Below are 21,779 nucleotides of genomic sequence, written 5' to 3'. Positions count from 1 at the left end.
CCCGGGCTCGCGCCGGGGTGGCGGGTTACCACTTGCCGGGCGCGTAGTCCTTCAGGAAGACGCCGTACAGGTCCTCACCCTGCTCGCCGCGCACAATCGGATCGTAAACCCGGGCGGCGCCGTCGACCAGGTCGAGCGGGGCGTGGAAGCCCTCCTCGGCGAGGCGGAGCTTGTCGTAGTGGGGGCGTTCGTCGGTGATCCAGCCGGTGTCGACCGAGGTCATGAGGATGCCGTCGGTCTGGAACATCTCCTGGCCGCTGGTGCGGGTCACCATGTTCATGGCGGCCTTGGCGGCGTTGGTGTTCGGGTGCCCGGCGCCCTTGTAGCCGCGGCCGAAGACGCCCTCCATCGCGGAGACGTTGACGATGTACGCGCGTCCGCTGGTCGCGCCCTTCGCGGCGGCGGCCATGGCCGGGCGCAGCTTGCTGATGAGGATGAACGGCGCGGTGTAGTTGCAGAGCTGGGTCTCAAGCAGCTCCACCGGGGAGATCTGCTCGATGGTCTGCACCCAGGTGTTGGTGTCGACCACGTCGGGGACCAGGCCGCCGGCGTCGATGGCGGTGCCGTCGAGATGCCGGGCGACGCTGGCGTTGCCCGCGACCAGGGCGAGATCGGCGACCTGCTGGGCGTCGAGGCCGGAGATCCCGACGGGCAGTGCGGCCAGTCCGTCGACCGCGCCGGAGCCGAACGCGCCGATGACGTGGTGGGCGGGCAGCTCGCCGGCGGGCAGCGCTGCGCTCTCGCCGTCGACGAGCGCGGCGTAGGCGGAGGGCAGGCGGCGTACGGTCTGGGTCGCGTTGTTGATGAGGATGTCGAGCGGGCCCGCCTCGGCGACCTGGTCGGCGAGGGCGACGGCCTGGGCCGGGTCGCGCAGGTCGATGCCGACGACCTCCAGGCGGTGCAGCCAGTCCGCGGAGTCGTCCATGGCCTTGAAGCGGCGGATGGCGTCCTTGGGGAAGCGCGTGGTGATCGTGGTGTGGGCGCCGTCGCGCAGCAGCCTCAGCGCGATGTACATGCCGATCTTGGCGCGGCCTCCGGTGAGCAGCGCGCGCTTGCCGGTGAGGTCGGCGTGGACGTCGCGCTTCTCGCGGTTCATACGGGCGCAGTCGGGACAGAGCTGGTGGTAGAAGTAGTCGACTTCCACGTACCGGGTCTTGCAGGTGTAGCAGGAGCGCGGGCGCTGCAGTATCCCGGCGATCCGGCCCTCCTCCGTCACCGACGACGGAAGCAGTCCCTCGGTCTCGTCGTCGATGCGCTGGGCGGAGCCGGTCGCGGTGGACTCGGTGACGGCCTTGTCGTGCGCGGTCTTCGCGGCCCGGCGCTCCTGGCGGCGGCGTTGCTTGACGCTGCGGTAGATGCCGGCGGTGGCCCGGCGCACGGTGATCGCGTCGGGGTGGTCGACGTCGATCTTCTCCAGCTCGTCGAGCACGCTGAGGCAGACGGCCAGCCGCTCGGGGTCGATGCCGGGCCCGTACACGACCTCGTCCGGGGTCGTGGAGCCGTTCTCTGTCACCGTCATCGCGCTGCCGTTTCCTTGGGTCGTCCGCGGCGGCGCTCAGAGCGCACCGGCCGTCGAACAGGGAATTTTACGGAGCGCCGGGCCGCAGCACCAAACCCGTGCCACGTCACGACCCGCAGGCGGTGATGAGTGTCTCCAGCTCCTCGGTCAGCGCACGGGCGAACACATCGAGATCCGGTACGGCCGCCGCGTCCGCGACGAGGCCGTAGTGGACGTGTCCCCGGAAGGTGGAGACGGCGACCGCGAGGGACTGGCCGCCGGCCAGCGGGGCGTACGGGAAGACCGCGGTGACCGGGTTGCCACCGAGCTTCAGACCGATGCTGGGCAGCGGGACGCTGGTGACGAGGATGTCGAACCAGAGCCGGGCGGCCTGCGCGGCGAAGGGTCCGCCGAGCCGGTGGCCGAGTGCCGGTACGTGGTCGGCCAGCAGGGCGACGGCGCCCGCGCCCCGGTTGGGGCCCGCGTCCTTGTTGCGGTCCATGTCCGCGCGCACCGAGTCGAGCCGCCCGAGCGGATCGGGGTCGTCGACGGGCAGCCGTATCAGATACCCGGAGAGCCGGTTGCCCTGCGGCTGCGCACTGCGCGGGCGGCGTTTGGAGACAGGGATCAGGGCGCGGGGCGCGACACCCTCGCTGCCGTCGCCGCGTTCGTCGAGCCAGCGGCGCAGGGCGCCCGCGACGACGGCGATGAGCACGTCGTTGACGGTGCCGCCGACGGTCTTGCGGATCCGGTGCACGTCGTCGAGGTCGACGACGACTCCGGCGGTACGGCGGGTGCCCGACGGCACGGAGGCCAGTGCCGCCGACGAGCGGACGTCGAGGGTCGAGCGGGCGACGGACGCCCCGATGTCGAGGGCCCGGCCGACGTCGGACAACGCGTCCCGCAGCAGCCCGGGCAGCTTGCGCACGTCGGGCAGGAGGCCGCGCGCGGGCTCCTCCGGGCGGGGCCGCCGCTCGGGCATGTCCATCGGGTCGAGGATGGCGGCGGCGAGGGTCAGCGCGCGCAGTCCGTCGGCCAGGGCGTGGTGGAACTTGAACAGTACGGCGAAGGAGACACCGTCCTCGCCGGGCAGCACATGCGCCTCCCACGGGGGCCGGACGCGCTCCAGCGGGCGTTCCATCAGTCGGCCCGCGACCTCCTGGAAGTCGGCGGTCGGTGCGTGCAGCCGTACGTGGTGCAGCGGGTCGAAGTCGGGGTCCTCCTCGCGGGCGGCGCTCCCGAAGGACAGGGACAGCGGCTGCCATATGTCCCGGATGCGCATCCGCAGTCCGGGGACGGCGGCTGCGCGGGCGGCGAGGAGGTCGGCGGCGTGGGCTCCCGCGGTGGGCGAGTGCGCCGAGAAGACGCCGAGTGCGCCCAGGTGCATCGGGTTCCGGTCGGACTCGATGTTCCAGAACGCCAGGTCGAGTGGAGCGAGCAGGTCGGAAGTCAAAGGCTTGCCTCGCGTCGACTAGGGGTGAGCAAGCAGTGAAGCGCCGACAAGCGATTACGGTCAAGTACAATCAAGCTACGCACAGTTAACAGCAGGTAACGACTCGCCCCAGTCCCACCCCTCTGGGAGGGGTGGGACTCCAGTGGCGCTTGTGATCACTTCAGTGCCGGTGGTCCCGCCTGGGGTGACGTACCCCACTCCGACGGGTGCGGGCCGACCGTGAAGTCCAGCGACCGTACGGACCTCAGCAGGCCGGTCGTCAGATAGGTGCGGTCGTACGACGTCCCGTCCGTCCGCGCCGCCTGGATGTAGCGGTCGGTGCCCGAGGTGCCGGGCGCCTTGATGGTCAGGGCGCCGTGCGGGTAGTAGCGGCGGTCCAGGGTCAGGTCGACCCGCTCGAAGACGGGTGTGGACAGGCCCCAGGTGTCGTAGCCGGGCTGCACCGGGAAGATCCCGATCGACGACAGCACGTTCCAGGCGGACATCGTGCCGAGGTCGTCGTTGCCGGTCATGCCGGTCGGGCCGTCCGTGAACAGGGTCAGCGCGGCATGGACGACATCGGTCGTCTTCCACGGCTGTCCGGTCGACAGATAGGTGTACGGGGCGATCAGGTCGGGCTCGTTCTGCGGGTTGTACTTGTCCGCGTTGTAGTAGTCGTACGGCCCGTTGACCCACACCTCTCGGGCCGTCTTCGCCGGGTCGGCCAGCAACTGGTCGTAGGCGAAGAAGGAGTCGAGCCGGGCGTTGGCCGCCCGCTGCCCGCCGATGAGGTCGACCATGCCGGGCAGGTCCTGCGGCACGAGCCACTGGTACTGCCATGACGTGCCCTCGTGGAAGCCCTCGCTCTGCGCCGGATCGGCCGGCCCGACGAAGGCACCGGAGGTGTCGCGGGCACGGAAGAAGCCGGTCGACGGATCGAAGATGTTCCGGTAGCTCTGGGCGCGGGCGGCATAGCGCGCGGCGTCGCCGTCGTGCCCGAGGTCGCGGGCCATCTGCGCGAGCATCGCGTCCGAGAGGGCGTACTCCAGGGTGGCCGAGGCCCCGTGGTCGTAGTCCGAGTCACCGGGCTTCGCGTGCGGGCGGTCCTTGATGTACGGCGCGAAGCCGTTCGCGATGTACTCCTTGTTCGCCTCCCGGCCCACAGCCGCCGAGTCGGTGGGCGGCACGCCGTCGGCGTTCTGCTTCAACGCCCGGTAGGCACGCTCGTCGTAGCCCTTGAGCAGCCCTTGTTGATAGGCGTTCGTCAGGAACGGTGTGACCGGGTCGCCGGTCATGATGTTCGTCTCGACCGTGCCGTAGCCCCACTTGGGCAGCCAGCCGCTCTCCTCGTCGATCTTGATCACCGAGATCGCCATGTCGCGGGCCTCGCGCGGCGCGAGGAGGGCGAGGAGCTGGGACTGGGTGCGGTAGGTGTCCCAGAGAGACCAGTTCTGGTAGTAGGTGAAGCCCTTCGCGCGGTGGATCCGCTGGTCCCAGCCGGTGTACCGGCCGTCGGCGTCGCTGCCGATGTTGGGCGCGAGGAAGGACCGGTACAGGGACGAGTAGAAGGTCCGGCGCAGACTGTCGGAGCCGCCCTGGGCGCGGACGTCGTCGAGCCGGTCCTCCCAGGCCCGTTGGGCCCGGTGGCGTACCGCGTCGAAGGAACTCCCGCCCTCCGCACGGAGGTTGACGGCCGCACCGTGCGCATCGACGTACGAGAGGGCGGTGGTCGCCTCGACGGTCCGGTCCTTGGTCGTGTCGAAGCGGACGTACGCGCCACCGCTCCCGCTCCTCGAACCGGCCGTCACCGTCGAGCCGTTCCAGGTGCCGTAGGTGGTGAAGGGCCGATCGAAGTGGGTGATCGTGTAGACGGTGTAGGGCTTGGTGTCCTGACAGAAGCCGCGGCCGGTGATGGTGGTGCGCACGGTCCTGCTGTCGAGGACCTCCACCTTCGAGGAGACGCCGCTGTGCAGCGACTGGGCCGCGTTCAGCAGAACGTTGGCCTTGCCGGTGGCCGGGAAGGTGTAGCGCTGGACACCCGTGCGTGCCGTCACCGTCAGTTCGGCCTCGATGCCTGTTTTCAGGCCGACTTGGTAGTAGCCGGGGCTCGCGTGCTCGTCGTCGTGGCTGAACTCGGCCGCGTACTGGGCGTAGTCCGTCTGTGTCACCTCGCCGGTCGTGGGCAGTACGGGCAGGTCGCCGCCGAGGCCGCAGCCGACGCCGGAGAGGTGCACGAGGGAGAAGCCGCGGATGTGGTTCTGGGAGTAGTCGTAGCCGGTGTTGTGGCCGGTGTCCGGCGAGAACTGCACCATGCCGAAGGGCACGGCGGCGCCGGGATAGGTGTTGCCGTCGTTCTCGGTGCCGATGAACGGGTTGACCAGGTCGGTGAGTCGACCACCGGCCGAGGCCTGGGCGGCGGTGGCGGGGGCGGCGAACAGCGCGGACACTGCCACCGCCCCCGCCATGCACAACCGCAGGCGTCGGGTCCAACTCATACGTCCTCCAAGGGAGTTCAGGTGGTGGGGCACCCTGCGGGCGTCGGCTGCGAGGCGTCGCGGATCAGTGCCTGCTGAGCGGCCTTCACCCGTTGCGCGTCGGGCTTGAGCACCCGCCGGTCGTATGTCATCAGGCCGTTCAACTCGCCCTCGACGTCGGATATCTGGGTGTAGACCGCGCCGTTGCTTCCCCGACAGGTCAGGGCGTGCACCTCGGCGAGCTTGGCGAGGTAGTCGTCGGTGTAGGCCGTCGGATCGACGTCGACGTACGACTGCTGGACCGACCAGGCGTGGCCGGGCACCGCGAGCCCGAGGCCGCCGTACTCGCCGCTGACCAGGGCGCGTCGACCGTCCGGATGGGGTGGCAGGGCGGGGCTGGGATAGCCGTGCTCGTCGATGATGTCTCCGGTGCCGCCGTCGACCCCGAGGTTGATGCCGGACATGCTGTTGACGAGCCTCGTCGGGTCCCAGGCCTTCGCCTGGTCGGCGATGCGGGCCTCGTCGTACTGGCCCCACCCCTCGTTGAACGTCACCCACATGACGATCGACGGGCTGCTGATGTGCTGGTCGATCATCTGCTTCATCTCGCGCTCGTACTCGGCGCGGGCGGCCGGCGACGGGGTCACCCCGGCGGTCGTCGCGGGCATGTCCTGCCACACCATGAGGCCGAGCCGGTCCGCCCAGTAGAACCAGCGGTCGGGCTCGACCTTGATGTGCTTGCGCACCGCGTTGAAGCCCAACTCCTTGTGCACCTTGAGGTCATGGGCGAGTGCCTCGTCGGTCGGCGCGGTGTACAGGCCGTCCGGCCAGAAGCCCTGGTCGAGGGTGGCCATCATGAAGATCGGTTTGCCGTTGAGGACCGTGCGCGGAACGCCGTTCACCTTCTCGACGGCGATCGAGCGCATCCCGAAGTAGCTGCCGACCCGGTCCTTGCCGACGGTGACCTTCAGGTCGTAGAGGAACGGCTTGTCGGGTGACCAGAGTTGGGGGTTAGGGATGGTCAGGGTGAGCGGGTCGCCGGTGCGGCCGCGCGCGGTGGCTACCACGCGTTTTCCGTCGTACGCCGTCGCCGTGATCGGTACGCCGTCCCGAACTCCCTGTGCCTCGACGGCGAGTTGGCTCTTGGTGACGTCCGGGGTGAGCTTGAGGGAGTCGACGTGGTCGGGGGCGACCGGTTCCATCCAGACCGTCTGCCAGATGCCCGAGGTCGGGGTGTACCAGATGCCGCTCGGGTCGAGGCGCTGTTTGCCGAGGGGCGGGTTCTCGCCGTTCGCCGCGTCGGTCGGGTCGTAGACGCCGACGATCAGCTCCTGGGTGCGGCCGGGCCTGAGGGCGTCGGTGACGTCGGTGCTGAACTTGTCGTAGCCGCCCTGGTGTTCGGTGACCTTCGTGCCGTTGACGTAGACCTCGGCCCGCCAGTCGACGGCGCCGAAGTTGAGCAGCAGCCGTTTGCCCGAGCCGATCTTCCAGTCGGCGGGGACGGTGAAGGTGCGGCGGTACCACATCCGGTCCTCGTGCCGTTCCAGGCCCGAGAGTTGGGACTCGACGGGGTACGGGACGAGGATGTGCTCGGCGAGCGTCCGGCCGACGGGCGGGGACTCGCCCGCTGTGGCCGCCGCGAACTGCCAACTGCCGTTGAGGTTTCGCCAGTCGGTGCGGGTCAACTGGGGGCGCGGGTACTCGGGGAGCGCGTTGTGCGGGCCCACCTGGCCGGCCCACTGGGTGCGCAGTTCGTGGGTGGAGTGGTTCGGGCCGGTGCTCCAGAAGCCGTTGATAACGTTGCCATCGGACGTGGTGAGGCCGGCTCGGCCGTCGTAGCGGATGTCGGCGGTGCCGGGGGCGGTGCCCGTCTTGTTGCCCACGACGGGTTCGGTGAGCGGGACGATCAGGGTGCGCGGATCGGCCGGGTCCAACTCGGCTGCCCCCAGCGGCCACTTGGCGCCGCCGATCACCGCTTCGAGGTGGTCGCTGAGGTCGGCCGGGGGCGCGGCGAGGGGCTGGGCGAAGTCGAGTTCGAGGGTGCGGCCCGTGCTGGTGACCGTGGCGGCGAGGGCGCCGTCGTAGTCGTAGCCGTCGGGGAGACGGAAGGCCGACTGCGGGACGGGGACCTTGGTGCCGCCGGGTTCGGTCCAGCGGAGGTGGAGGTTGGATCCGCCGTAGTGCTCGAAGTACTCGACCTTGATGTCGTAGGCCGTGCCGGCGGTCAACTCGACGGGGGCGGCGGTCTGTTCGTGGTCCCAGTCGTCGACCCAGTGGTCGATGACGAGTTGTCCGCCGATCCAGAGGCGGAAGCCGTTGTCGCCGATGATCGAGAAGGTGTGGGGTCCGGACTTCGTCGGCACGATCTTTCCGGTCCAGCGGATGCTGACGTCGTCCGACTGGCCGGTGGTGAAGGCGAGTCGCGGTTCGAGGTTGTCGAAGTCGAGGTTCGGGTCGACGCCGGTGGCCTTGAGGTCGGCGAAGTCGAAGGCGCCGGGGGCGGACTGGGTGTAGTACTCGCCCTTCAGGCCGTGGATCTCCACGGGGTCCTCGGCGGTGGTCGCGCTCGCGGTGGGGACAGCCGCCAGGGCGGCGATGCCGAGTGCCAGCGCGAGCAGTAACGCGAGTCGGTCTCTGAGACGTCTGATGCGCACGGAACCTCCATAACAACGTTGTCATGGGCTGCAGTTGGCATGACAACACGGATTCCGCATTCCGTCCAGGGACATGACAAGCTTGCGTCAAGGCGCGGCAAAGCCCCGGTGCGGTCGGAACGCACCGGGGCCGATGTTCGGTGTCACGTGACCAGTTGACCCTTCCCCAGGGCGATGACGCCGCCCTTGGAGACCGTGTACAGGTCTGCGTCGCGCTCCGGGTTGACCCCGATCGTCGCGCCCGGCGGCACCTCGACGTTCTTGTCGAGGACGGCACCCCGGACCACCGCACCCCGCCCGATGTGGACGTTGTCGTGCAGGATCGAGCCCTGGACGACCGCTCCCGGATCGACCACCACGCCCGGGGAGAGCACCGAGCGCGTGACCTGGCCGCGGATGAGGCACCCGGAGCTGATGATCGACTCACTGGCCATGCCGCCGGCGTTGAAGCGGGCCGGGGAGAGCTGGCCGGAGTGGGTGTAGATGGGCCAGTTGCGGTTGTAGAGGTTGAAGGCGGGGCGCTCGGCGATGAGGTCCATGTGTGCGTCGTAGTAGGCGTCCAGGGTGCCGACGTCCCGCCAGTAGCCCTGGTCGCGGGTGGTCTCGCCGGGGACGTGGTTGGCGCTGAAGTCGTACAGCGCGGCCTCGCCCCGGTCGGTGAGGGCGGGCAGTATCGAGCCGCCCATGTCGTGCACCGAGCCGATGTCCTCGGCGTCCCGCTGGAGGGCCTCTATCAGGGTCTTGGTGGTGAAGATGTAGTTGCCCATCGAGGCGTAGACGCACTCCGGGTCGTCGACCAGGCCCGGCGGGTCGGCGGGCTTCTCCAGGAAGCGCTCGACCGTCTGGCCGTCCGAGCCCGGGGTGATCACGCCGAACTGCGAGGACTCCGCGCGCGGGACGCGAATGCCGGCCACGGTGACGCCCGCGCCGCTCTCGATGTGCTGGGCGAGCATCTGCCGGGGGTCCATGCGGTAGACGTGGTCGGCGCCGAAGACGGCGACGTACTCGGGGCGCTCGTCGTAGATCAGGTTCAGCGACTGGAGGATCGCGTCGGCGCTGCCGAGGTACCAGCGTGGCCCCAGGCGCTGCTGGGCAGGCACCGGGGTCACATAGTTGCCGAGCAGGCTGGACATCCGCCAGGTGGTGGTGATGTGGCGGTCCAGCGAGTGCGACTTGTACTGCGTGAGGACGCAGATGCGCAGGATGTCGGCGTTCACGAGATTGGACAGCACGAAGTCCACTAGGCGGTACGTCCCGCCGAAGGTGACAGCGGGTTTGGCCCGGTCGGCGGTCAAGGGCATCAGCCGCTTGCCCTCACCGCCCGCCAGCACGATCCCGAGCACCGAAGGTCCGCCACGACGCATGGCCGCTCCCCTCACCCTGGTTGACCCCAGCCTGCCCCTGAGCAGCGCACACTAAGCCTGTTTGAGGATCTCCTCGTAGAGCCGCGCGGTGCGCAGCGCCACGGCGTCCCAGCCGAACTCGCCCACCGCGCGCTTCCGCCCCGCCTCGCCCATGCGCTTGGCGGTCTCCGGGTCGGCGAGCACGGAGTCGAGGGCCGTCGCCAGGTTCTCCTCGAAGTTTTCCTCGATGGACACCAGCAGGCCGGTCTCGCCGTCCGCCACCACCTCGGGGATGCCCCCGACCCGGGAGGCGACCACCGCCGTACCGCAGGCCATCGCCTCCAGGTTGACGATCCCCAGGGGCTCGTACACCGAGGGACAGGCGAACACGGTGGCATGGGTGAGGAGCTGGATCACCTCCGGGCGGGGCAGCATCTGGGGGATCCAGTGCACGCCCTCGCGGACCCGGCTCAGCTCCTCGAAGAGCTCGCGGAACTCCCGGTCGATCTCCGGCGTGTCCGGCGCGCCCGCGCAGAGCACGACCTGCGCGGCCGGATCGAGACCGCGCACCGCGCGCAGCAGATGGGGCACGCCCTTCTGGCGGGTGATGCGGCCGACGAACAGGACGTAGGGGCGGTCGGGGTCGATGCCGAGCCGGGTGAGGACGTCGGTGCCGTGGTCGGGCCGGTAGAGCGTGGTGTCGATGCCGTTGTGGATGACCCGTACCGTCTCGGGGTCCAGCGACGGGTAGCAGGCGAGGATGTCCTCGCGCATGGCTCCCGATACGGCGACCACCGCGTCCGCGGCCTCGATCGCGGTGCGCTCGGCCCAGCTGGAGAGCGCGTATCCGCCGCCGAGCTGCTCGGCCTTCCAGGGGCGCAGCGGCTCCAGGGAGTGGGCGGTCATCACGTGCGGTACGCCGTGGAGGAGCTTGGCGAAGTGGCCGGCGAGGTTCGCGTACCAGGTGTGGGAGTGGACGAGTTCGCGGCCTTCGAGGGCGGCGGCCATGGAGAGGTCCACGGAGAAGGTGCGCAGGGCGTCGTTGGCGCCGTCCAGGGCCGACCAGGAGCGGTGGCGTACGACGCCCTCCGTGCGGCCCTCGCCCCAGCAGTGCACGTCCAGGTCGACCAGGGGCCTCAACTCCCGGGCCAGGAACTCCACATGGACGCCCGCGCCGCCGTACACATCCGGCGGGTACTCCCGGGTCAGCAGTCCCACTCGCACCCGTAACCCCTTGTTCTCGGCGGCTGATTGCACTCATGGTCACCCAGAAGCGGCTTTCGCGGAAGAGCCGGGCGGCTGTGTGAAGCAGCAGTCCCCGCAGATCCCGCCGCCGGGGACCCGGTAGTAGAGGCAGCAGCTGCGGCGCCGGAAGGCGGTTCCGGTGAGGGTTCCGGCGCCCGCCAGGAGGGGGTGGGCGAGGAGTTCCGCCGTGAGGCCACGCGCGCGCGTGGCCACTTCCGTACGCCCACGCGCGCGTGCCCAGCGGTCGAGTTCGCGGGCCGCGCCCGCCAGCGCGGAGGCCGCGTTGCCCCACAGCAGCCCGGCGGACATGCGGTGGTGGGCGACCAGGGCGGCGGTCAGCGGCTCCAGGTGGCCGTGGAGCACGACGTCCACGAGAGCGTCGACGGGCAGCGGGTGGACCTCGGCCAGCCACAGGTCGTCCGGGGCACCGCTGTCCGCGTCCCAGTGCAGCAGGCGTGCGTCGAGGTCCGGGATACGGCCGTAGAGGGCGGCGCAGCCGAGCGCCGCCGACCACAAGCGGGCCGCGAGCGCCTGTTGTGCCACCGAGGCGGCAATGCGCAGCTCAGGGGCACGGAGACGCTCCGCGACGACATGGACACGGAAAATAAGGGATTTTCCGTAAACATCCGACAGCGGGTTTTCGTAGGTCGTCGCGAGCGTCGGCAGCGGGCCGTTCGGCGCCGCGCCCGTGCGTAGTACGAAGAAGCTGCCGAGGGGTCGGAGCGCGGCGAGTTCGGGGTCCAGGTCCACGAACAGCAGTAGTACCAAGGCTTCTAGGGGTTCCCCCCAGGGGGTGTCCCCCTGATGTCACCCACCTTGGGGAGGACAAGGGGGGTTTCGTACTCCATCGGCAGTACTACCCAATCGGTGCTCAGGTACGACGACGGGAAGAACATCGAACGGCATCGTGTTCTGTATGAAAGCCGACCGTTCGCCGCGTGGTGCCAGAGGCGCCCGCCTGACGCAGAGGAGCTGCCGATGAGCGCCCTCGCGTTGTCCATCCTGCTGTCGCTCGTCTCCGCCGTGGCCTACGCGGGCGGAGCGATCGTGCAGGAGCGGGTCGCGGTGTCCTCTCCCGACCAGGAGTACGCCCCGCTGCGCCGCCCGAGCTGGTGGGCAGCGGTCGCGCTGAACGGCAGCGGCGGTCTGCTGCACGTGGTGGCGCTGGCCTACGGCCCGCTGAGCCTGGTGCAGCCGCTGGGCGCGCTGACGATTGTGTTCGCACTGCCGATGGCGGCTCTGTTCGTCGGCCGCAAGGCCGGTTCCACCGCCTGGCGCGGCGCGATCATGGCGACGATCGGTCTCGCCGGTCTGCTCTCCCTGGTCGGCGCGTCCGACAGCCACTCGCTGAGCACCGCCCAGCGGGTGTCCGTGGCGGTGTTCACCGGCGCGGTGGTCGCGACCCTGATGATCGCGGGCCGCGCGGCACACCGGCACCCGGCGGTCCGCAGCGTGCTGCTGGCGACCGCGTCCGGCATAGCGTTCGGCATGTCCTCGGTGTTCACGAAGACGGTGACGGTCGACTGGGACAACGGCGCGATATCGGCGACCGACATCCCGTTCCTGGCCGTGATCGCCGTATTCGCCGTGGCCGGTCTGATGCTCTCGCAGGCCTCCTACCGGGGCGCCGGCCTGGCGGCCCCGCTGGCGGTCCTGACGGTCGTGAACCCGGTGGTGGCGGCCGTCGTCGGCATCACGATGTTCGGCGAGACCTTCCGCTACGGCACTACGGGCACCCTGCTCGCCCTGAGCGCGGGAGTGGTCGCCGCCGGTGGCCTGATCCTGCTGACCACGGAGCGGCTGGAGAGCGAGCACGCACCGTCCCGCTCCGCCGACGGCAGCGCGGCGCCGAGCATCCCCGTCGCACCTTCGCCCATCGAGGAGTTGCTCGACGCCCTCCCTGGACAGCCCGTCGACGTGAGCGCGAACGTCGGCGTCACGGCCGGGGACATTCTCGTCCCGGCCCCGGCGGCGATCCCGGCCGGCGAGGGTTACGAGACCCTGGAACCGGCCGGCTCCGCTGAACCACCGAGCTACTTCGGCCCGTTCCACGCCGGGCTCTACGTGATGATGCCGGTCCACGACCGGCATCGCACCCGAGTCAAATCCTGACGCCACCGGCCCGCAGATAGGCGAGCGGGTCGATGTCGGTACCGAAGCCGGGCCCCGTCCGCACCTCGAAGTGCAGATGCGGGCCCGTGGTGTTACCGGTGGACCCCGACCGCCCGATGCGCTGCCCGGCGCCGACGGACTGACCGTCCCGCACCGAGATCGCGGACAGGTGCGCGTACTGCGAGTACCGCCCGTCGGCGTGCCGGATCACCACCTGGTAGCCGTAGGAGCCGCCCCAGCCCGCGGTGACCACCTGCCCGGCCTCGACGGCCTTCACCGAAGTGCCGGTGGGGACAAGGAAGTCGACGCCGGTGTGGTAGCCCTTCGACCAGGCTGAGCCCTCCGCGTGGTACGCCGTGCCGATGGGGGCGTCGACGGGAGCGACGAGGGAGCGGCTCGTCGACTTCCTGGTGGTGGTCTTCTTCTCCGCGGTGTCCGAAGAGGCCTTCTTCGTCGTGGACTTGGTGGCCGGCTTGGTCGTCGTACGGGCCTTCGTCCCGGCCTTGGCGTGCAGGCTCAGCCGCTGGCCCGGCAGGATCAGGTCCGGATCGTCGCCGACCGTCGTGCGGTTGGCGGCGTAGAGCTCGTGCCAGCCGCCGTCGACACGCTCGGTCTCGGCGATCCCGGAGAGGGTGTCGCCGCGCACGACCGTGTACATCTCGACGGTGCCCGCGCGGGACTGCGGTGTGGTCTGCGGCTGTACGTCCTTCACGGACCGTTTGACGGTCTGCGTCTTGGCGTCCTGGGCCTTGGTCTTCGCCGTGTCGGTGGTCTTCGTGCCGCCGACGTGGATGTCGGGGGTGCCGCCGCCCCGGGTGAGCCCGGCGCGCACCGAGCACACCGGCCAGGCGCCGGGGCCCTGGCCCTTGAGCACCTTCTCCGCCACTGCGATCTGCTGGTCCCGGGTGGCCAGATCCGCGCGGCTCGCGTACGCCGTGCCGCCGTACGCCTCCCAGGTGGACTGGGTGAACTGGAGCCCGCCGTAGTACCCGTTGCCGGTGTTGATGCTCCAGTCGCCGCTGGACTCGCAGGCGGCGACCTTGTTCCAGGTGCTCACATCGGCCGCCTGGGCACTGCCGGCACCGGCGCCGACGAGAGGGATCGCGATGCCCGCACCGCCCGCCGTGACCGTGAGGAGCGATGAACGGTTGATCCTGTTCGGCTGATACCGGCGGTGCCGGCCGCGTACGGCCATGGAGAATCCCCCTCGACATACGTCAGGAGGGCCAAAAGTAAGCGCCCCGAACAGGCCATGACAAGACGGCAACCGGCCGCCCTGCGGCACAAGTGGCGAGCGGGCCGCTCCGGTTGCGGTGAGCACGTGCGGCCGGGGTACCGGCAGGCCAGGATGGACCGTGCGGCAATACTGGCGAACACGACAGGTACCACCGATGTTCAGGACCTTCCTGATCTTTAGGCCTGATCTTTAGGCCTGATCTTCCTGATCTTTAGGAGCCAACCGAATGAGCACTTCAGCGCAGATCGGCGTCACGGGCCTCGCGGTCATGGGCCGCAACCTCGCCCGGAACTTCGCGCGCAACGGCTATACGGTCGCCGTGCACAACCGGACCGCGTCCCGCACCCACGCCCTGGTGGAGGAGTTCGGCGGCGAGGGCGACTTCATCGCGGCGGAGACGGCCAAGGACTTCGTGACCGCGCTGGAGCGACCGCGGCGCCTGGTCATCATGGTCAAGGCCGGTGAGCCGACGGACGCGGTGATCCAGGAGTTCGCCCCGCTCCTCGAACCCGGCGACATGATCATCGACGGCGGCAACGCGCACTTCGCGGACACCCGCCGCCGCGAGCGCGACCTGCGCGAACAGGGCATCCACTTCGTCGGCATGGGCGTATCCGGCGGCGAGGAGGGCGCACTGAACGGGCCGAGCATCATGCCCGGTGGCCCGAAGGAGTCGTACGACTCGCTCGGTCCGATGCTGGAGAAGATCTCCGCGAAGGCGGAGGACGGGGCGCCCTGTGTGACCCATGTGGGTCCCGACGGCGCCGGGCACTTCGTGAAGATGGTGCACAACGGCATCGAGTACGCCGACATGCAGCTGATCGGTGAGGCGTACCAGCTGCTGCGCGATGTCGCCGGGTACTCCCCCGCGCAGATCGCGGAGATCTTCCGCACCTGGAACACGGGCAGGCTGGACTCGTACCTGATCGAGATCACCGCCGAGGTGCTGTCCCACGTGGACGCGGCCACCGGCAAGCCGTTCGTGGACGTCGTCGTCGACCAGGCCGAGCAGAAGGGCACGGGCCGCTGGACGGTGCAGATCGCCCTGGACCTCGGCGTCCCGGTCTCCGGCATCGCGGAAGCGGTCTTCGCCCGCTCCATCTCCGGGCACGCGGCGCTGCGCGAGGCCTCGCGCGGTCTGGCCGGACCGACCGCCTCCCCGCTGGGCGAGGCCGAGGCGGGGGCCTTCGCGGACCGGGTCGAGCAGGCGCTGTACGCGTCGAAGATCGTGTCGTACACGCAGGGCTTCCACGAGATCGCGGCGGGCAGCGAGGAGTACGACTGGAACGTCGACCTCGGCGCGGTCTCCTCGATCTGGCGCGGCGGCTGCATCATCCGCGCGGCCTTCCTCGACCGGATCCGCTCCGCGTACGACGCTCGCGCGGACCTGCCGAGCCTGCTGTCGGACGAGACGTTCGCGCAGGAGATCGCGGCGGCGCAGGACGACTGGCGCGAAGTGGTCGTCGCGGCGACCCGCCAGGGCGTCCCGACACCGGGCTTCTCCGCGGCCCTCGCCTACTACGACGCACTGCGCGCCGAGCGGCTGCCCGCGGCGCTCACGCAGGGACAGCGGGACTTCTTCGGGGCGCACACGTACCGCCGAGTGGACCGGGACGGCTCGTTCCACACCCTCTGGGGCGGTGACCGCTCGGAGGTCTCGGGCTGACCCGGCCCGCTGTGCAGAGCCCGCCTGCCGGGGATCCGGTCAGGCGGGCTGCCACAGTTCGATCCGGTTGCCCTCGGGATCGGTGACCCAGCCGAAGCGGCCGACGCCGTCCATCTCCTGAATCTCCTCGTCCACATCCGCGCCCTCGGCGCGCAGCTGCGCGAGCATCGCGTCGAGGTCGCGGACCCGGAAGTTGAGCATCGCCTGCTGGGTGCGGGACCCGAAGTAGTCGGTGTCGGCCGGGAAGGCCGCGAACACCGTCGGCCCGGCTTCCTGTTGCCACAGACCGTGCTCGTCGGTGTCCAGGCCGAGGCAGTCGCGGTACCAGACGCTCAGGGCCGACGGGTCGGTGGCCCGCATGAAATGTCCGCCGATTCCAAGCACACGTTCCATATCGGCCATCCTGCCAGGAGTGCCGGGGCGGCGATTTCGGACGAGCCGTCCAAGGGGGTCGGATTCGTGTGAGCGGCGGTCCCGGCATCAGGTGAGCGGCGGTCCCGGCTCCGGGTTGGGTACGGGTTCCGGGCCCGGCGGGATCGGGGACGGGGAGGGCTCCGGGGTCGGGCCGGGCGGGACCGGGGACGGGCCGGGGACGGGACCCGGCGGTGGCGTGGGCCGGGGCGTCGGCGGTTCCGGGTCCGGTGTGGGGCCGGGGCCGGGAGTCGGGCCCGGCGGTACGGGACCGGGGCCCGGGATCGGTCCTGGGGGTACGGGGTCGGGGCCCGGGATCGGTCCGGGTGGTACGGGATCGGGGTACGGGTTGGTCATCCTGTCCTCCAGCCATTGAGTGCGTCGGCTCTGGACTACTCCCCCGCCTACCCGTCACCCGCGCCGCCACTCACCCGGGCGGGCTCACCCGACACACGCGCCGGAGCACCGCCGAACGCGGCCGACACGCACCACCCGGACACCGGCGGACTCATCCGACGCACAGTCCCCGGGCGCTGCCGAGCCCACCCGCCACCGACTCTCCAGAGCCCGCCGAACTCACCCGCCGCCGAGCCTCCGGACCCCGCCGAACTCACCCGCACCCGTGACCCGAGCCCCGCCGCGTTCACCCCGCACGCGTCTCCCCAGCCCCACCAGACTCCCCGGCACACAACACCCAGGCCCCGCCGAACTCACCCGACACAGAGCCTCCAGACCCCGCCGAACTCACCCGACGTACAACCCTCGGCCCCGCCAAGCTCACCCGCCACCCATGACCCGAGCCCCGCCGGACTTGCCCCACGCGCGTCGCCCGACCCCGCCGGACTCACCCGACCCGCACCGCCCGAGCCCCCGCAGCCAGCCCCAGCCGCGGGCTCGACAGCACCGGCACCGGGGTGGTCGTCAGGTGCTGGGCGTCGGCCATGGAGCCCTGCGCGAGGACGATCGCGTCGGCGGCCGTGACCGTGTCCACGACATCGGCGACCAGGCGGGCGCAGCCCTCGGTGTCGCCGGCTTCGAAGCGGGCCCAGGCGCCTTCGACGAGCAGGGTGCGGACGGCGACGGGGCGGCCGCTACGGCGGGCCTCCTCCTCGACCAGCGCCACGGTCGGCCCCAGCGTGCTCTCCAGCGTGGCGGCCACGACCACACGGGTACCGGCGGCGACGGCCGCCGCCGCCATCGGGCGGTCGATACGGAGCACCGGCACGCCGACGCCGACACCGGCCGACTCCGCCACCGCGCCGATGGTCGAGCAGGTGCACAGCACCGCCCGGGCCCCTTCGGCGACAGCCTCCTCCAGCACGTCCCGTACCGCGTCGGTCACCGCTTCCGGTCCCTCGCGGCGGGCCCGCGCGAGCAGTTCCTCGTCGACGAAGTGCCGTAGTTCCAGGCCCTGTTGGTCCTCGTCACGCAGGGCGTCGAAGACCGGGACGTGGGCGGGTGAGGTGTGCAGCAGGGCGAGCACGGGGGCGGGCCTTTCCTCCGGAACCGGAACCGGTACCGGCTGTCCTGTCTAGAACCGGCCGGGATGGGCCGTCAGCCATTCCATCGCAGCTTTGAGCAGCGCGGGGTCCGCGGCCGGGGCCTCGTCGGGGTGGTGGGCCGCCCACTTCACGACGTACGGGCAGAGCGGGGCGACGACGATGCCCTCGCGGGCTGCGATGCCGTACAGCTCGCGGGCAAGTGAGCCCGCGATGCCCTTTCCCTCGTGGGCCGGTTCCACGATCGTGTGGACCGGGACGAGGGTGCGCTCGGGGGATTCGAGGACGAAGTACTCGATGTGGCCTACGACTTCGTCGCCGTCGCCGATCGCCTCCAGGCGGCCCGCCGCCCGGTCGTCACGGATCTCGATCTCGCTCATGGGCCTTCTCCTGGTGTGGTGGTCAGGCCGTGACGGCCTGCGGGCTGCGCGCCTGCTCCGAACCCGGCACCGGCTCGGACGGATCGGCACCCAGGCCCACGATCCGGTTGGCGGAGTCCACGTGCACGACCCGGGGCCGAAGCGCCCGCGCCTCGGCGTCGGACACCTGAGCGTAACTGATGATGATCACCAGGTCTCCGGGATGCACGAGGTGGGCGGCGGCCCCGTTGATCCCGATGACACCGGAGCCCCTCTCGCCCTCGATGACGTACGTCTCCAGGCGGGCACCGTTGGTGATGTCGACGATGTGGACCAGCTCGCCTGGCAGCAGATCGGCGGCGTCCAGCAGGTCGGCGTCGATGGTGACGGAGCCGACGTAGTGCAGGTCGGCCTGGGTGACGGTGGCACGGTGGATCTTGGACTTGAACATGGTACGCAACATCGGGGCGCTCCCACAAGTAGGCTCCCTGCCTGCATTTTTGCAGGTCAAGGGCTGTTTCCTCACCCTACAACGAGTCGCACGCACGGTCAGCCTTCCCCGGGTTTTTGCAGGACTCATGCTGACCACTTGCCGATTTTCCTGACACCTCGTCAGGCGACTGAAGAGGGCATCCACTACTGTCGCGGACGCCACCGCGACGACGGCCCGAGCCTACCCAGCACCATTTGAAGGACGTCAGTGAGCATCGCCACTCGGACGGTCTGGACGGCCATCAGGTGCGAAGTCACTCGACCAAGTCGGGCCACGTACCGCCGTTGGTCAGCTGGCCCAACCCTCTCTCATTCCGCCCCGCAGGATGAGGCGACCGCAATTCCGGGAAACCTCAGCGGCCGACGCGGCGGGGCCACACATCACTGAATCACGGCTTAGCCAAACCGGTGTCTCTGATGACGGGTCTGGTGCAGCTTTGGGTGACAGGTCAGGTTCGGTCACGCGGCCTGGAGGGCCTGTGTGGTCATGACGCTCTCGAATTCGACGGGGGTCAGCCGGCCGGGCGAAGCCTGTCTGCGGCGTCGGTGGTAGGTCCGCTCGATCCAGGTCACGATCGCGATCCGCAGTTCCTCGCGAGTGGCCCAGGATCGGCGGTCGAGGACGTTCTTCTGCAGCAGGCTGAAGAAGGACTCCATGGCCGCGTTGTCGCCGGCCGCGCCGACTCTCCCTATCGATCCGACGATCCGGTGGCGGTCGAGGGCCTGGACGAACTTCCGGGAGCGGAACTGGGCGAGTTCAACTGGTCGGTGCAACACCGACTTGTTGAAGCGAGCGCAGTTGCTCCTCGAGGACTTCAGCGGGCGTCTTCCACCCGAGGATCTTTCGTGGCCGGTTGTTGAGCGCGTGAGCGACGGCCTCGAGTTCGTCGGCGGACCAGCGCGACAGGTCGGTGCCTTGGGGAAGTACTGCCGCAGCAGACCGTTCGTGTTCTCATTCGTCGGGCGCTGCCACGGTGCGTGCGGGTCAGCGAGGAACACCCGCGTCCCGGTCTCCAGCGCGAACTGCGCGTGGCCCGGACCCACGTCAGGACGCGACAGCTCGCCCGATCACCCCCTCCATGTACCGGCCGCGCCGTCCCAGTACCGGCCGTCCCGTCCCATGAGGTGTCGGCAGCGGCGGCTGCGGCGTTCAGCAGCGCCGAACGGACCACGGAGGAAGGTCCGTTCGGCGATGTGCCGGTACCCTTCCGGCCCGGGTCGACGTGGACCGGGGCGATCCACACTTCAGGCATGATTGATTCAACAGGGACTGAAACGACCGTCGGACCGCTGCTCGAAGCGGACTTGGCGGCAGCCGCGTCGGTGTCCCTGCTGCAGGTCGTCGCCGACCCGGTCCGCTGGAGCGTGTTGCAACAGCTCGTGCACGGATCGGCATGCGTGTGCAGCCTGCAGGAGCACCTGCCGATCGCCTCGAACCTGCTCAGCTACCACCTCAAGGTGCTGCGCGAGTCCGGGCTGGTGACCACCAGCCGACGGGGCCGCTGGATCGACTACGCCCTCGCCGACGATGCACTCGCCCACATGCGCTCGTCGCTGCCCGGGCTGCCCGCGCCGGGGCGGGTGCGGCCATGAGCATCGCCGAACGGCTGCCCGCCTCGACCCGCGGCAGGACGCTGACCCTGGCCGGTGCCGCGTGTGCCTGGATACTCGCCTACTGGATCAACGGATGGGTGTGGGACCGGCTGCTCTACGACGTCGCCGGGCTACGGGCAGATGTCCGGTCGACGGAGACGATCCACTTCTTCTGCTACGACACGGTCAAGATCGCTCTGCTGCTGGTGGGCATCATCTTCGTCGTCACCGTCCTGCGCTCCTACATGAGCATCGAACGTACCCGCGCGCTGCTCGGCGGCAAGCGGCAGGGTGTCGGCAACGTCATGGCCGCCGGCCTGGGCGTGATCACCCCGTTCTGCTCGTGCAGCGCCGTACCGGCGTTCATCGGGTTCGTCGCCGCCGGCGTCCCGATCGGAGTCACGCTGAGCTTCCTCATCGCCAGCCCGCTGGTCAACGAGATCGCGATCGGCCTGCTGTTCACCCTGTTCGGCTGGCAGATCACGGCTCTCTACATCGCGGCCGGCCTGAGCGTGGCCGTCGTCGCCGGCTGGACGCTGGGCCGCCTCGGTGTACAGAAATGGGTCGAACCCTTCGTGTTCGAGACCCGCCTGGGCGGGCAGGTCATCGACTCCACCGCCGGCCTCACGTTCGCCCAGCGTCTCCAGATGGGCGCCGAAGAGGTCACCACGATCCTGCGCAAGATCTGGCCCTATCTGCTTGTCGGCATCGGCCTCGGTGCCGTCATCCACGGCTGGGCGCCGGCCGACTTCTTCACCTCCCATGCCGGAGGCGGCAACGCCTTCGGCGTCCTGATCGCCGTCGCCATCGGCGTGCCCCTGTACTCCAACGCCGCCGGCGTCATGCCCCTCGTCCAGGCCATGTACGAAAAGGGACTCCCGATGGGCACCCTGCTCGCCTTCATGATGAGCGTCGTCGCCCTCTCGCTGCCCGAGATGATTCTGCTGCGCCGCGTCCTGAAACCGCAGTTGCTGGCCGCCTTCGTGGCCGTCGTCGCCACCGGCATCGTCGCCGTCGGCTACCTGTTCAACCTCGTCCTCGCCTGACCCTCACCCGATCCCGAAAGGACACCCCAAATGATCATCAAGGTACTCGGCCCCGGCTGCGCCAACTGCCGCACCCTGGAACGCGCGACCCGCGAAGCCGTGAACGCCCTCGGTCTCGACGCCACCATCGAGAAGATCACCGACTACCCCACCATCGCCGCCTACGGGATCATGAGTACACCCGCCCTCGTCGTCGACGAGAAAGTCCTCACCTCAGGCCGCGTCCCCACCCCCGCCCAGGTCCGCGAACTCCTTACCAACATCATCGGCTGACGACCGTCGTCGTTCCTCCCCGGCCGCTGCCGGCCCGGTCCCGGTGGCTGGTCGTGGGCCCACAGCAGGTCTTCGACGCGCCGAGCTCGGTGAGAACGTGCCCGCTTGTGCGTCTGCGACGCCCGGCCGTCGTTGCTCTTCCGCCCTTCCCCCGCCTTCGTGGTCGGCAGGGGAGTTGTCCGTGGGGCATGGGCGGTGGTCCTCCCTGGCCGGCCGTGATGCCCGTTTCCGACTCGGTCTGTCCGAGCGGTCGCCCGCCTCGGTCAGCGGTCCGTGCGGCGGATTTCGCTGAACGCGTTCACGTGGGCCTTCAGCGCCTCGTGGGCGAACGTGACACCCACTTCCACCACCTGCTCGATCGTCAGATCGGGTGCCGGGATGCTGCGGTGGACGAAGTCGGGAGCGAACCCGTTGAAGGCCAACGGCGTCTCCGGGGCGACCGCGG

18 protein-coding genes and 2 pseudogenes are annotated in these 21,779 nt (G+C 69.9%); 5 read left to right on the top strand and 15 right to left on the bottom strand.

Going from position 1 to position 21,779, the window contains the following annotated elements; all coding sequences use genetic code 11:
- Nucleotides 1-25 precede the first annotated feature (25 nt).
- The 7 genes from AB0I51_RS21670 to AB0I51_RS21640 all read right to left on the bottom strand — a co-directional run bounded on the left by AB0I51_RS21670 (nt 26) and on the right by AB0I51_RS21640 (nt 11,414).
- On the bottom strand, nt 26-1,519 hold the full coding sequence (locus AB0I51_RS21670) for an SDR family NAD(P)-dependent oxidoreductase (RefSeq protein ID WP_362977454.1): 1,494 nt from the start codon (nt 1,517-1,519) through the stop codon (nt 26-28).
- Nucleotides 1,520-1,625: 106 nt separating this feature from the next.
- The gene (locus AB0I51_RS21665) at nt 1,626-2,951 is read right to left on the bottom strand and encodes a wax ester/triacylglycerol synthase family O-acyltransferase (RefSeq protein ID WP_362977452.1); all 1,326 of its coding nucleotides are present in this window, start codon (nt 2,949-2,951) and stop codon (nt 1,626-1,628) included.
- A 155-nt stretch (nt 2,952-3,106) separates the two neighbouring features.
- Complete coding sequence (locus tag AB0I51_RS21660; RefSeq protein ID WP_362977450.1) at nt 3,107-5,425, bottom strand: GH92 family glycosyl hydrolase; 2,319 nt, start codon at nt 5,423-5,425, stop codon at nt 3,107-3,109.
- 17 nt (nt 5,426-5,442) lie between these two features.
- Entirely contained in the window at nt 5,443-8,058 is a 2,616-nt protein-coding gene (locus tag AB0I51_RS21655; protein ID WP_362977448.1) for a PA14 domain-containing protein, read from the bottom strand.
- Between the two features lie 143 nt (nt 8,059-8,201).
- Entirely contained in the window at nt 8,202-9,422 is a 1,221-nt protein-coding gene (gene glgC / locus AB0I51_RS21650) for a glucose-1-phosphate adenylyltransferase (RefSeq protein WP_362977446.1), read from the bottom strand.
- A 51-nt stretch (nt 9,423-9,473) separates the two neighbouring features.
- On the bottom strand, nt 9,474-10,625 hold the full coding sequence (gene glgA, locus AB0I51_RS21645) for a glycogen synthase (RefSeq protein WP_362977444.1): 1,152 nt from the start codon (nt 10,623-10,625) through the stop codon (nt 9,474-9,476).
- Nucleotides 10,626-10,664: 39 nt separating this feature from the next.
- Nucleotides 10,665-11,414: a (2Fe-2S)-binding protein gene (locus tag AB0I51_RS21640; protein ID WP_362977442.1), complete on the bottom strand. Its 750-nt coding sequence runs from the start codon at nt 11,412-11,414 to the stop codon at nt 10,665-10,667.
- Between the two features lie 210 nt (nt 11,415-11,624).
- On the opposite strand from AB0I51_RS21640, the gene AB0I51_RS21635 reads away from it, so the two are divergent.
- The gene (locus AB0I51_RS21635) at nt 11,625-12,758 is read left to right on the top strand and encodes a DMT family transporter (protein ID WP_362977440.1); all 1,134 of its coding nucleotides are present in this window, start codon (nt 11,625-11,627) and stop codon (nt 12,756-12,758) included.
- Here the strand turns inward: AB0I51_RS21635 and AB0I51_RS21630 are convergent.
- Nucleotides 12,748-13,953, bottom strand: coding sequence for a transglycosylase family protein (locus tag AB0I51_RS21630; RefSeq protein WP_362977438.1), 1,206 nt, complete (start codon nt 13,951-13,953; stop codon nt 12,748-12,750). The two genes, AB0I51_RS21635 and AB0I51_RS21630, sit on opposite strands and share 11 nt — an antisense overlap.
- Nucleotides 13,954-14,221: 268 nt before the next feature.
- On the opposite strand from AB0I51_RS21630, the gene gndA reads away from it, so the two are divergent.
- Nucleotides 14,222-15,661: an NADP-dependent phosphogluconate dehydrogenase gene (gene gndA, locus AB0I51_RS21625; RefSeq protein ID WP_362977436.1), complete on the top strand. Its 1,440-nt coding sequence runs from the start codon at nt 14,222-14,224 to the stop codon at nt 15,659-15,661.
- Nucleotides 15,662-15,700: 39 nt separating this feature from the next.
- Here gndA and AB0I51_RS21620 read toward each other — a convergent pair whose 3' ends face one another.
- The 6 genes and pseudogenes from AB0I51_RS21620 to AB0I51_RS21595 all read right to left on the bottom strand — a co-directional run.
- Nucleotides 15,701-16,054 (bottom strand): VOC family protein, encoded by a 354-nt coding sequence (locus AB0I51_RS21620; RefSeq protein ID WP_362977434.1) that lies wholly within the window; start codon nt 16,052-16,054, stop codon nt 15,701-15,703.
- A gap of 862 nt (nt 16,055-16,916) precedes the next feature.
- Nucleotides 16,917-17,555: an aspartate/glutamate racemase family protein gene (locus AB0I51_RS21615; RefSeq protein WP_362977432.1), complete on the bottom strand. Its 639-nt coding sequence runs from the start codon at nt 17,553-17,555 to the stop codon at nt 16,917-16,919.
- A 48-nt stretch (nt 17,556-17,603) separates the two neighbouring features.
- The gene (locus AB0I51_RS21610) at nt 17,604-17,951 is read right to left on the bottom strand and encodes a GNAT family N-acetyltransferase (protein WP_362977430.1); all 348 of its coding nucleotides are present in this window, start codon (nt 17,949-17,951) and stop codon (nt 17,604-17,606) included.
- 22 nt (nt 17,952-17,973) lie between these two features.
- The gene (panD, locus tag AB0I51_RS21605) at nt 17,974-18,393 is read right to left on the bottom strand and encodes an aspartate 1-decarboxylase (protein WP_362977428.1); all 420 of its coding nucleotides are present in this window, start codon (nt 18,391-18,393) and stop codon (nt 17,974-17,976) included.
- A gap of 488 nt (nt 18,394-18,881) precedes the next feature.
- Nucleotides 18,882-19,175 (bottom strand): annotated as a pseudogene (locus tag AB0I51_RS21600) (integrase core domain-containing protein); the annotation flags it as partial.
- Nucleotides 19,176-19,179: 4 nt separating this feature from the next.
- Nucleotides 19,180-19,454: pseudogene (locus tag AB0I51_RS21595) on the bottom strand (IS30 family transposase); the annotation flags it as partial.
- 219 nt (nt 19,455-19,673) lie between these two features.
- On the opposite strand from AB0I51_RS21595, the gene AB0I51_RS21590 reads away from it, so the two are divergent.
- From AB0I51_RS21590 to AB0I51_RS21580, 3 genes are read left to right on the top strand one after another with little or no spacing between them, the layout of a single operon-like run.
- A complete protein-coding gene (locus AB0I51_RS21590) occupies nt 19,674-20,015 on the top strand; it encodes a metalloregulator ArsR/SmtB family transcription factor (RefSeq protein WP_362977426.1) in 342 nt (113 codons plus the stop codon).
- The gene (locus tag AB0I51_RS21585; RefSeq protein ID WP_362977424.1) at nt 20,012-21,061 is read left to right on the top strand and encodes a permease; all 1,050 of its coding nucleotides are present in this window, start codon (nt 20,012-20,014) and stop codon (nt 21,059-21,061) included. Before AB0I51_RS21590 ends, AB0I51_RS21585 begins: the two co-directional genes overlap by 4 nt.
- Before the next feature lie 30 nt (nt 21,062-21,091).
- Nucleotides 21,092-21,334, top strand: a complete 243-nt coding sequence (locus AB0I51_RS21580) for a thioredoxin family protein (protein ID WP_362977422.1) — start codon at nt 21,092-21,094, stop codon at nt 21,332-21,334.
- Nucleotides 21,335-21,597: 263 nt separating this feature from the next.
- Here AB0I51_RS21580 and AB0I51_RS21575 read toward each other — a convergent pair whose 3' ends face one another.
- Nucleotides 21,598-21,756 (bottom strand): hypothetical protein, encoded by a 159-nt coding sequence (locus AB0I51_RS21575; RefSeq protein WP_362977420.1) that lies wholly within the window; start codon nt 21,754-21,756, stop codon nt 21,598-21,600.
- Nucleotides 21,757-21,779 lie beyond the last annotated feature (23 nt).

Source organism: Streptomyces sp. NPDC050549, assembly GCF_040655035.1.
Taxonomy (GTDB): Bacteria; Actinomycetota; Actinomycetes; order Streptomycetales; family Streptomycetaceae; genus Streptomyces.
The sequence above is the reverse complement of the archived record's forward strand: the minus strand, read 5'-3'. Positions and strand labels throughout refer to the sequence as shown.